The organism is Clostridioides sp. ES-S-0108-01, from assembly GCF_020662285.1.
Taxonomy (GTDB): domain Bacteria; phylum Bacillota; class Clostridia; order Peptostreptococcales; family Peptostreptococcaceae; genus Clostridioides.
This window is the reverse complement of record NZ_JADGMN010000004.1, coordinates 116,924-129,194: the sequence shown is the minus strand read 5'-3', so window position 1 is coordinate 129,194 and position 12,271 is coordinate 116,924. Positions and strand designations below refer to the sequence as shown.

General features: G+C 26.3%; 10 protein-coding genes. 3 read left to right on the top strand and 7 right to left on the bottom strand.

Annotated elements, in window-relative coordinates; genetic code table 11:
• Window positions 1-290: 290 nt before the first annotated feature.
• The 3 genes from prdR to IR152_RS05705 form a co-directional block, all read right to left on the bottom strand.
• Window positions 291-2,051: a sigma-54 dependent transcriptional regulator PrdR gene (gene prdR, locus IR152_RS05715; RefSeq protein ID WP_227450839.1), complete on the bottom strand. Its 1,761-nt coding sequence runs from the start codon at window positions 2,049-2,051 to the stop codon at window positions 291-293.
• Between the two features lie 823 nt (window positions 2,052-2,874).
• The gene (prdC, locus tag IR152_RS05710) at window positions 2,875-4,188 is read right to left on the bottom strand and encodes a proline reductase-associated electron transfer protein PrdC (protein WP_227450838.1); all 1,314 of its coding nucleotides are present in this window, start codon (window positions 4,186-4,188) and stop codon (window positions 2,875-2,877) included.
• Between the two features lie 387 nt (window positions 4,189-4,575).
• Window positions 4,576-5,340, bottom strand: coding sequence for a polysaccharide deacetylase family protein (locus tag IR152_RS05705; RefSeq protein WP_227450837.1), 765 nt, complete (start codon window positions 5,338-5,340; stop codon window positions 4,576-4,578).
• A gap of 290 nt (window positions 5,341-5,630) precedes the next feature.
• Between IR152_RS05705 and IR152_RS05700 the strand changes: the two genes are divergently transcribed.
• Together IR152_RS05700 and IR152_RS05695 are read left to right on the top strand one after the other, a co-directional pair.
• A complete protein-coding gene (locus IR152_RS05700) occupies window positions 5,631-5,834 on the top strand; it encodes an alpha/beta-type small acid-soluble spore protein (RefSeq protein ID WP_227450836.1) in 204 nt (67 codons plus the stop codon).
• A gap of 190 nt (window positions 5,835-6,024) precedes the next feature.
• On the top strand, window positions 6,025-6,561 hold the full coding sequence (locus IR152_RS05695; RefSeq protein WP_009891708.1) for a DUF4364 family protein: 537 nt from the start codon (window positions 6,025-6,027) through the stop codon (window positions 6,559-6,561).
• 3 nt (window positions 6,562-6,564) lie between these two features.
• Here IR152_RS05695 and IR152_RS05690 read toward each other — a convergent pair whose 3' ends face one another.
• Window positions 6,565-7,431 carry a YncE family protein gene (locus tag IR152_RS05690; RefSeq protein WP_227450835.1) on the bottom strand — a complete coding sequence of 289 codons (867 nt, stop codon included), beginning with the start codon at window positions 7,429-7,431 and terminating at the stop codon, window positions 6,565-6,567.
• A 147-nt stretch (window positions 7,432-7,578) separates the two neighbouring features.
• Here IR152_RS05690 and IR152_RS05685 point away from each other — a divergent pair, with 147 nt between their 5' ends.
• The gene (locus IR152_RS05685; protein WP_009891710.1) at window positions 7,579-7,824 is read left to right on the top strand and encodes a TIGR03905 family TSCPD domain-containing protein; all 246 of its coding nucleotides are present in this window, start codon (window positions 7,579-7,581) and stop codon (window positions 7,822-7,824) included.
• A gap of 118 nt (window positions 7,825-7,942) precedes the next feature.
• Here the strand turns inward: IR152_RS05685 and IR152_RS05680 are convergent, their stop codons facing one another.
• The 3 genes from IR152_RS05680 to rgaR all read right to left on the bottom strand — a co-directional run bounded on the left by IR152_RS05680 (window position 7,943) and on the right by rgaR (window position 12,153).
• Window positions 7,943-9,241 (bottom strand): bifunctional folylpolyglutamate synthase/dihydrofolate synthase, encoded by a 1,299-nt coding sequence (locus tag IR152_RS05680; RefSeq protein ID WP_227450834.1) that lies wholly within the window; start codon window positions 9,239-9,241, stop codon window positions 7,943-7,945.
• 132 nt (window positions 9,242-9,373) lie between these two features.
• The gene (locus IR152_RS05675; protein ID WP_227450833.1) at window positions 9,374-10,393 is read right to left on the bottom strand and encodes a S8 family peptidase; all 1,020 of its coding nucleotides are present in this window, start codon (window positions 10,391-10,393) and stop codon (window positions 9,374-9,376) included.
• A 1,049-nt stretch (window positions 10,394-11,442) separates the two neighbouring features.
• Window positions 11,443-12,153 (bottom strand): two-component system response regulator RgaR, encoded by a 711-nt coding sequence (gene rgaR / locus IR152_RS05670; RefSeq protein WP_227450832.1) that lies wholly within the window; start codon window positions 12,151-12,153, stop codon window positions 11,443-11,445.
• Window positions 12,154-12,271 lie beyond the last annotated feature (118 nt).

Sequence of the window (12,271 nt, the reverse complement as noted above, 5' to 3'; positions counted from 1 at the left end):
TAAAGTCACTTTATATTTATAAGCAATTCCTATGCCAACTTATTAACAAAAAGATTTTTTCTATAATAGATTCTTTATCTATCGCTATTTTTAGCCAAATATTCTATAAATATTTATTTAAAATATGTTATTTTTTGTATTTGTAAACATTTTCTCAAACAAAAAAAGTGTCAATTAATCAACACTTTTTTGTTTTTTTTAACATACCCATATATATAACGTTGTTATAAGCATTGGTTTTACTAGCTTTCAAATTAAAGTTTATCATTTTGTCAAAATTTAGTCATGTGTCATATTTTAGACACATCTATCTTGTATTGGTCTATCTTATAATACAATGTTGTTCTTGGTATATTTAATATCTTAGCTGCTTTAGCCTTATTCCCATTAGACATTTTAAGTGCCTTCGTTATGTTCTTTATTTCAATCTTTTGAGTTGCCTTAGTCAAATCTAAAGGATACTCTTCTTCTTCAGCACTATTATTTGTAGACTCCATCATATAACTTGGTACATCGTCCACATCTATTTTAGAATTTTGGGACAATACAACAATATTTTCAATTGTATTTTTTAATTCTCTAATATTGCCTTTCCATCTATAATTTTGAAATATATCTATTACATCTTTGCTAATTGTAAGGACAGGTTTATTATTTTGTTTGCATATCTCTTCTAAAAAGCTATGAACCAATAATCCTATATCCTCTTTTCTCTCTCTAAGTGGAGGAATCTTTATCTCCACAACATTTAATCTATAGTATAAATCTTCTCTAAATTTTTCTGCCTTTACCATTTTCCCTAAATCTTTATTGGTCGCTGATATTATCCTAGGATTTATTTTTATTGTAGTATCTCCACCAACTCTTCTTATTTCTTTTTCTTGTAATACTCTAAGCAATTTAGCCTGCATGCTAAGAGGTAAATCAGCAATTTCATCTAAAAATACAGTTCCATCTTTTGCAAGTTCAAATATACCTATTCGACCTTTTTTACTTGCTCCAGTAAATGCACCTGATTCATACCCAAAAAACTCGCTTTCAAATAACTCATTTGGTATGGCACTACAGTTAACAGGTATAAATTGACCTTTTCTCTCACTATAATCATGAATAGCTCTTGCAAATACTTCTTTACCTGTACCACTTTCACCCCAGATAAATATACTACTATTTGTTCTAGCTACTTGTTTTGCAATCGCTTTCGATTTTTCTAATTTATAGCTTTTACCTAAAATCTTGTCAAAACTACCTTTAGATAAATTTTTGACTTCGTTCTTTAGATATTTTAATGTATCATTTACTTTTTCAAGTTCAAGAGCTAATATCTTAGCTTCTGTAACATCAACTTCTGTACATACAACACCGATAAATTCTTCTTTATAAAATATAGGATTTGCATGAACTAATGCATACATATTTTCTTTTTTATCTGTAAAATACAAGTCACTCATTCCAACTTTACTATTTAGTACTTTTTCTGAAATAGTATTTTCCAAAAATTCATTCATCGGTCGACCAACTATGTCTTCAGACTTTATATCATACCTTTCCTCCATAAACTTATTCCACAAGATAACAACACCTTCGTTATTTATAGCACAAATTCCTTCTTTAATTTGACCTATAATATATTTCAAAGTCAATCCATAGTCTTCTAAATGCATATATAGATAATCCCTAATATGCTCTTGTTTTAGAACTCCAATAATTTTACTATCTCTAAGAACAGGAAGAATCCCTATATTTTTTAATATCATTATATCTCTACATTCATCTAAGGTTAAACCTTCGCTGACATATATTACATCCTTTTTCATTATAAGTTTTACTGGTTGGCTTTCATATTTTTTATGCATCTTATAAAGATTATGTATATCCGTCATGGATATAATTCCTTTTAATTTGCCAGATGAATCTATTACCATTAGAGTTTTTGTGTTGCTTTTTATCATTTCTTTTATTGCATCTTCAATTCTTGTGTCTTCGTCTATAGTTGTAAATTTTGTATCCATTACCTCTTCTACTTTTTTTACTTCTGGTATCGAAAACATAAAGTCCCCCCTTTATAGTAGTACATCATCAAAACTTATTTATATATATTTATTCTAGCATATTATAATAATTATTTAATAAATAATTATTATTAAAATTTCTTAAGTAATTAGTATCTAAATTTATGTAATCACTTTAAAATTTATAGTTAAATTTATACAAATGAAATCAAATGAATTATACCCTTAGTCTATTATTTTTTCAATACTATTTTCACCTTCAAAACATTTTTCTATTCATCAAACAATCAATGAGTGCCTATATCTAAGCATAAATTTAAGAACATAATTAAAATAGATATTTTTAAACAAATTATACTTACATAAAAAAGTCTCAAAATGATTTCTAAATCAATTTGAGACTTTTTATTTTAAGCTTAATAATAAATACTAATCTAGTTTAATTTCTTTTTATTTTACATTGATACGCTAATCCACAAATTGCAATGACACTAATAAATACATATGACATTAGCTGAGTTTCATCACCTGTTTTTGGTGATTTTATTATTGTATAATTAGTTTTTATACTAAAAAAGATACTATAGAGTATCTTAAAATATCACAAAAACCTTTTACTATAATTTGATAGTTGACTTAATATAATATACATATCAACACAAATCACATATTTGAGTATTATTATTTTTGTCTAATATTAATTATAATAGCTATTGCTATTATTATATAATATCCAACACATTTTGTCTATTTTTTCCAGTTATTTCATGAAGTATACATTACCTTCAAAGTACATTAAAAAACATCTTTAGAAGTAACTTTCAAATTTTACTTCTAAAGATGTTTATCTTATATAAATCTATTATTTTATTTTTAATCTTACGTCACCTTTTATTCTTCTTATTAATGGGTGATTAACTGTTCTCATTACATGGTCAGTAATATGATATACACCTAATTTTAATTTTGGTGCAGAGCCCATTACTGTATTACTACAGTCAGTACAGTTTCCTATTAATATAACTTCTGCTCCAGCTTTTTTAAATTCTATACATTTTTGAGCTTGTCCTGGACAGTGTCCTGGATTTTCGCATTTTAATGCACCTTTAATTTCTTGAGCTTGTTTACATTTTTGAACTGATACTATATCAGTAACACCCATTTTAGTTGCTATGTCTCTCATTCTTTCCTCATTAGGTCCACATGCACAGACTAAAAGACCCATTTTTCTCTTTTCATTAACAAATGGCATAGTAACTATTATACCACCACTAGTTTTAGTTATTGGAGTATCTAAAGTAGTAGCTTTACCAGTGAAAGGTCCTCCTAAGATTATCTCACCATATTCACCTTTTATTCCACCCGCTCTTTCAATTAATTCTCCAACAGTAGTTCCAATTGGCACATCTTCAAATACTATAGATTCTTTTCCACTGTTTAATTGACCAACTACAGTTATATTTTTAGATATAACTGGTCTTTTTTGCTCAACAGCCTCTACTATTCTAGTTAATGTTTCTACATTTATTACTACTGCATTAGCCTCTGAAGGTAATTGAATTGGCTCAAGTAATTTTCCTAGAACATCTCTTACTATTGCTCTCTCTTCTCCCATTGGGTACATATCAACTAGTTCTGCAACTTCTATGTTGTCTCCTGGCTTTATTACTTTTTTGAAAGCTTCTATTGCTTTTGGATGTTTGCTTTTTATTGCTAGCATACCTTTTCCAGCATTAGTAACTTCCATAGCATATTTTATACCTTGATAAACTATTTCTGGTCTTTCTTCTATTTCTTTTATATTATGAGCTAATAAAGGTTCACATTCAGCTGCATTTGCTAATATTGTTCCACCATTTAAATCTATGTTTAATTTTACATGAGTAGGGAATCCTGCTCCACCCATTCCTACGATTCCAGCTTCTTTAATTAAGTCAAGTATACCTTCTCCTTTTAATGGTTCAAAAGTATCTTCTTGTACTTCATCAGCTTCAATTACTATAGCTTGGTCATTTATTTCACTTATTTTTCCACTAACACTGGCATAAATATTTGCCCCTAATCCAGTTGGTTCTGCAATTAGAGTTCCTTTTTTTACTACATCTCCAACACTTACTACTGGTTTATCTGGACCACCAACGTGTTGTTTTAATAAAATAGAATATAGTTTGTTCAACTAGTACGCCCCCTTAAGTATATTAATTTTTTATAAGCTGTTCAAATAATGTTAATGCTATTTTTCTATTATAAGATCTTAACATATCGTTTATTTCTATAGAACATATCGTTTATTAACAAAGCAATTTCTATGCCAACTTTTAAACAAACTTATACCCTTTGGAAATACTGTCTTACAGAATTTATTAGTTCTTCTAAATTTTTAAAGACATCAAAAAAAAGTCAATTATTAGACACTTTTTCAATCAATTTAATCTATAATTATTGATATTGCATACATGCATAAAAAGTGTCAAAAAATAGACACCGTCTTTTTATCGACACTTTTCTAACATATACTATATAATTTACCACAACTTTACTTAAAATATACATTTATTACTTACTAATTCTTAAGTTTCTGCACTCCTTTGGAATCAACTATGTAATTATCTTTATACAATAAGTCGGACATTTTTACTAGACTGTATCCATCTTTTTTTAGTCGACTTATTATAGTATCCAAATAGTTATCTACATCGTTTATATTAGCATGAAATAAGACTATTGAGCCAGGTTCAGATTCTTTTATTACTTTTTCAATTACGTGATTTGGACCAAGCTCCTTCCAGTCTATCGAATCTACATCCCACTTAATTACTTTATAACCTAAATCACTACAAATGTCCATAGCTTTATTGTTTACATCTCCAAAAGGAGGTCTAAATAAAGTAGTCTTTTTCCCTGTTATATTATATATTTTTTCTGATGTAGTTTCTATTTCTTTTGTTATGTCTTCTTTTGATATTTCTTTCAAATTGGCATGGGTATTCGAATGATTTCCAATTTCATGTCCTTTTTCATCTATAGCTTTTACAATTTCTTCATTATCATCCACCCAACTACCAACTAGAAAAAAGGTAGCTTTTATATTATGTTTATCTAAAATTTTTAAAATATCATCCATATTATCAGTTCCCCATGCTACATCAAAACTTAAAGCTATTTTTTTCTCATTCGTATCAACTTTATATATAGGCATTTTTGAATTATCAGATTTAGAGCATATGTATTTTATCCCATAGACAAAAGTAAATATTAATACTAATAATAAGGAAAAAAATAAAACACTATATATCAAAGCTTTAGTTCTTTTAACTTCTCTTTTCATACAATTCCCCCTTTTAAATAATTTCTTCTATATTTAAAATTTATTTTTTTTTAGCTCAAAAAAGTACTGTAATATTTAATTTGTAAGACAACAGCTAAAAAAACAAATCCTATATTGACCCAATTAAACGCTATAAAATACTCGTTTATTTAATTTTTTTATATTTTTTACATTTTTACCTTTATTTTTCTGTATATATTATTTTTATTTTGGAGAAATTAGTATTAACATCACATAAATAAAAGTGTTGTTAGACATCATAAACTAATTATTTGAGGAGGAAATTTACTATGTCAAATTCAAACAGAACAGTAGTTCCAGAAGCAAAAGCTGCTTTAAACCAAATGAAATTAGAAATAGCTAATGAAATGGGTTTATCTAACTATGAAAACATAGACAAAGGTAACTTAACAGCTAGAGAAAATGGATATGTTGGTGGATATATGACTAAGAAATTAGTTGAAATGGCTGAAAGACAAATGGCTGGAAAATAAATAGTAAATTTTGACACCTGGGTATCAACAGGGCTGCTAATTAGCAGCCCTGTTTCTCTGTATTTATTTATAAAATTGTTTTTATATTAATTGTTAAAGATTAATAATACTATACAAATTGTTCTTTTAATTTTGTATAAATTAGTTTAATATATTATATATAGAAATAGTTTGACGGAGGATGATATTTATGTTTGAAAACTCGTCTGAAGAATTAGCGTATCACAAACTTTTAATTTTATATATATTAGAAAAAATTAAAATGGATTTAACTAATTCTCAAATAACTCAAGTAGTATTAGAGACTGAAATGATGAACTATTTTTCATTACAACAGCTTTTATCTCAGCTTATGGAATCTAAGTTTTTGACTACATATAAAGACTCTGACAGAGAATATTATGCTCTTACTCAAAGAGGCGTAGAAAGTCTAGAATACTTCTTTAATCGAATACCTACTAGTGTTACTGAAAAAATAGACAAGTATATAGATTCTAACAAAGAAAATCTACTAGCAGATACTCAAGTAAAGTCTAGCTTCGTAAAACAAAGTGATAATGAATTTATTGTCAACCTTAGAGTCATAGAAAATCAGTCTAACTTAATAGATTTAAATCTAAATGTTTCATCAGAGAAACAAGCAAAGCTTATTTGCAATAACTGGAAAAATAATGCATCTTATATGTATGCCGAAGTTATCGACTTACTTATAAGAGACATACATTAAAGCCTACAAACAAACTATAGTTGTAGGCTCTTTTCCTACCTTGATTTCTTTTATTAATTTGTTATTTGCAGTTTCATAAACTTTCACTGAATTTTCTTGTGTATCTGATACAAATAGTAATTTTTCATCTTTAGATATTTCTAATCCCTGAGGAATTCCATTTATCTCAATATTTCCAATGTATCTACTTGTTGTATAATCTAAAATTCTCACATTATTATAACCCAAATCAGCAACATAAACTTTTTTGCCACTATAATTAAATCTTATTTCTACTGGTAATAAGAATTCATATAATACCTTTTTTATATCCATGCTTACTTCATCTATTATTATAAGCTTTCCATCAAGTGTTGATATATACATTTCTTTCTTTTGTTTATCAAGTTCTATATGCCATGCTCTAAAGTCCATATTTATTTTCTTTTGTATATTTTTATTAATTGTATCTATACATACTATCGAATTTATACACGGTACATATAATTTTTTACTTTCTCTATCAAAGTCAAATCCATGTGGCATGTTATCAACACCAATAATTCCTATTGGATTTAATGTGTTTTTATCTAGTACATATATACTATTAGAGTCTTCATTTGCTACAAATAATTCATTATCGCTAAGTACAACTTGACTAAGACTTCCTCCTATAGAAACAGTATCGATTATTTTATCATTACTTAAATCTAAGACATAGAGTATTCCATTACTTGAACTAGGTATGTATATTAAATTTTTTTCTTTTTCTATGCAAAAATGGTGTGGATATATATTATCTTCTAATACTATTTCTTTTTCTAGCTCAAGTGTAGAATAATCAACTATGCTAATGCTCTTTGATAGATAGTTAGAAATATAGATTTTCATATAGCCCCTCCTCTCTACAATACATATACTACAATAATATATTATTTCATTAGCTTGTATTATGCTTTATAGTTGCATTATTACGCATATATTTGGTATTATTATAAATGTTAAAAAAAGAAATAATATTTAATGGAGGTCTTCTTAATGAAAGTAACATTTAATCCAAGTGGTGTCTGTTGTAGAGAAATGATTTTTGAAGTTGATGAAAATAATGTGATTGTTGATGCTGAATTTATAGGGGGATGTAATGGTAATTTATCAGGACTTAGAAGCTTAATAATTGGTCAAAATGCTCTTGAAGTTGCTGATAAATTAAATGGTATTGACTGTGGTGGAAAAGGTACTTCTTGCCCAGACCAGTTATCTAAAGCAATCCGTCAATCTATATAATTACTACTATACAAACATCAATAAAATTATTAAAAACTTACTATATAAAAAGAGTTGTCCATTTTTTAGACAACTCTTTTTATACTTTTATTTATATTCATATATTTGTTTTATAAAATTATAATTTATTTACTAAAGTTCTTACTGTACCAATCATATATAATGAACCTGCACTTATTATAACATCATCTTTACTTGATGTTTCTAATGTATAATTTACTGCATCTTCTATCTCATGTTTTGATGTTACATCATCCACATATTTTAATACTTTTTCTCTTAATGTATCTGAATTTATGGCTCTTGGGTTACTTGGTGTTGTTGTTATTACCTTATTAAAATGTGGCAACAATATCTCTAAAACACTATCAATGTCCTTATCTTCTAACATACCTATTAATAATGTCAATTTTCTATCTTTAAAATTTTTATTAAGTGCTTTTGCTAAAGATTTTGCTCCATCTTCATTATGTGCACCATCTATTATAAAAATTGGATTTTCTTTTATCTTTTCTATTCTTCCTGGCCATTTAGTAGTTATAAGTCCTTTTCTTATAGATTCTTCACTTATATTTGCTAATTTATTTATATCTTTTAGATATTTTATTACACTAATTGCCAATATAGAATTGTTTATTTGATGTTCACCTATCAACTTTATTTCAAGGTCTCTATAAATTTCTTTCATTACAGTACAATCGTATATTTGAGAATTTATATCTGATTTTTTTATATTTAAATCATCAAAATTAACTTCTATATATTTAGCTTTTTTCTCCTCACAAACTGATTTTATAACATCTTTTGCTTCATCAGTCTGGTCGTATACTAGTACTACTCCATTTTCCTTTATTATTCCTGCCTTTTCATATGCTATTTTTTCTATTGTATCTCCAAGTATGCCTGTATGATCCAAGCTTATAGATACTATCACACTTACAAGTGATTTTGTTATTATATTTGTAGCATCATATCTGCCACCTAAACCAACTTCTAAAGCCACAAAATCTACCTTTTGTTCTGAATAGTAATAAAATGCCATTGCAGTAACTACTTCAAACTCTGTTGGATATGTATAGCCTTCTCTCACCATAATCTCTATTTTTTCTTTTATTAAATCAATTATCCTAGCAACATCATCTTGTGGTATATTTTTTCCATTTACTCTTATACGCTCAGTAAAAGTTTCTAAATATGGAGATGTATATAAACCAACTTTATATCCACACTCTCTTAGTATATTAGAAACAAAAGAACACACAGAACCTTTTCCATTAGTTCCAGCTACATGTATTATATTTAAAGTTTCTTGTGGATTTCCTAATAATTCTAATAATTTTCCGATATTCTCTAGACCTAATCTTATACCAAATTTATTAGTTTGTGATATGTACTCTAATGCTTCTTCATATTTCATTATCTAATTCCCCCTGTATTGGCATTTTCTTTTATGTTATCTAATTATAGTATATTTTTTACTTTTAATCTACTGACAAAGAATACATATAATTTAATACCTTCTACATTAAATTTAGTTACAAATCTTTATTTATAAGTTTTTACTTTTATACCTTTCCACTAATCCAGTTAGTGTATATATCGAAACTAAATCATATTTTGAAATGTCCATATAATTAAACTTTATGTCAAATCTATGTTCTAGCTTTTTCAACAGATTAAAACAATTATCATAAACTAAACCTATCTCCTTATTAAAAAGGCTACATTGAAATAATTTCTCATTATCATCTTCAATATTTAGACAATCCCTAACAACATCAGCGACTTTCATAAGAAGGGCATTATCTTTGTCATACAAATCCAATTTAAAGTTTAGAATTCCACTATATTCATCAAAATCACAACTATTCCAATGATTTCTAGTTGCTAATGATTCAAGCTTATCATCTAAATCAGATATTGTTGTGTCTGGTTTTTCTGATAATATCTTAGCTATTTTACCAGTAAGCTTTGCTGACAAATAACTATTACATTTTGGTGGCAATCTATAGGAATTATTTATATCACAACTTATATACGAATTGCTATCCATAACACATTGAACATCATATTTTTTATTGTACCAAAATGAATCATCTACATCTAAAGTAAATCCCCTCACTCCTATAACATTGTTAAACATAGCTGGATAACTTAAGTCAAAGTCATTAGCTAGTGAACATACTATTATTTTTCCTTTTCTAAATAATTCATAGCAAACTTCAAATAATCCCTTGACACTTTCTACGCCTATTACTGATAAACTTAAATTAATTAATCTTATGTTAGTGTCTAAAAGATATCTTAATGCTTCTTCAAGAACTTTTATATTTGTAATACCCTCTTTTCCTAAAACTTTTATTACAAACAACTCTACATCTTCATACTCCTTCTTTATTATTGATGCACAAGCAGTTCCATGACCATCTTCATCATCAAATTTATCTGATATAAAGATATAATCATGTATACATTCAAAAGCAATTCCTCCAACTAAGTTATCTTTTAAGTAATCATGATTTTTATCTATTCCTGTATCTAATACTGCAACCTTAACTTTATTATTCATATCACATACATTCTCCATTACACAAGTTTTTAATATATCTATGTTAATAGTTCATCTTAAACTTTGATTTAAGTTGCACAATTTATCCTTTAAATGCTATATTTCTTGCTAAAAACCTAAAATAAGTACACTATATATTTAATTTATATTTATTATATCAATTATTATCATTAAATGGTTAAATATTATGATAAAATTTTTAGATTTATATCACAATTTAGAATTATTTGTAAAAAGGAGATTATCTTTCTCATTAGACAATCCCCTTGTATGCTTTATTAATATTTATCTATGATTAACCATCAATTGTATCTTATTCTTTTTAATCTAAATACCATACATCTTAATTTTATTTAAGGGAATAATTATTTATATGCTATGGGAACATTAATTTGAACAAACTTGTCTTATAAGCAAATTTACAAAATGCACTATTCTACAAAGTATGAATCAAAAGGCAAAAAAAATACTAAAAACAACGAATGAACATCAATTTTAGTCAATATATAAAAAACTTATACCAAGTATACTATAAAAACTCATATAAGTATTGTCCTAAAAAACAATACCTACACCCTTATATATTATATCATATTTCAATAAATAAATTGTATAAAAGGAAATCTTTTAATAGAATTAAACTATTTATAAATTCATTACTATAAGTTTTACAAATTGTAAATAATTACTTTTATATCTATTCGATATTTCCTTAAATATTGATATAACTAATTAGAATAGATATTATAATAAATAAAACAAATATGTATAAATTTTATAAATATTCATTATATATCCTAATGATGTCGCTCATGGTATTAAAGACGAGACATTTGATATATATAAAAATCAATTATAATATATTAATAATTAAGTTATTATAACGATTACTCTACATATGAAACAACATTAAAAATCTATAATCTACTATTTTACATAATAAAACTGTCTTAATATACATAATTTTTTATATATTAAAACAGTTTTAATCAATAGCCCTGTGATGACATTAAATATTTTTTACAATATTTTCGTTTACCTTTTTAAAATTAATACATTATATCACATAACAAGCTTGTTAATGCTACTTTTAAATCTTTAAGCCTATACTTACTTATAGGTATAAATTGTTCGTTAATAGTAATCATATTATCCCCAATATCTTCTATTCTTCTTAAATTAACAATAAAACTTGTGTGACATCTAAAAAATCCATTTTCACACAGTAATTTTTCTGCTTGTTTCATGCTCATATTAGCTTTATAATCTCTACCTAATGTATGTACAACTAAATCTCTCTTTACAGTTTCAACGTATAAAATAGAATCTATCAGTATCCTGTTAAATCCTTTTTTACTATTTAAAACTATATAACGCTCCTTCTTTCTTTGAAGGTTGTCAATACAAAGATTTACACCCATTGAAAAGTTACTATACTCTATAGGTTTTACTAAATACCTATAAGCACGAACTTCATAACCTTGGGGGGCATACTCTGAAAAAGCTGTTGTAAATATAATTTCTACTTTTTCATCAAACTTTCTTATTTTTTTAGCCACCTCAATTCCATTAATATCTTTCATTTGGATGTCTAAAAATATAATGTCAATTTTTTCTGGGTATTTAGATATTAAGTCTTCTCCACAGGAGAATTCCAGTATTTGATAATTTAGACATCTTTCAGACAAAAGTTTTTCTGTAAATTCTTTTAGTATACTTCTTTGTATTTTTTCGTCATCACATATAACTACCCTAAACATAATATCACCTCCAAATCTAAAATATCATTTAGTTTACTTTATTTCAATTTTCAAAATGCACTTACTAGCTTTTATATTTAAATTCCTTGACGAATTTAAATTGTCGATTAAACTACTT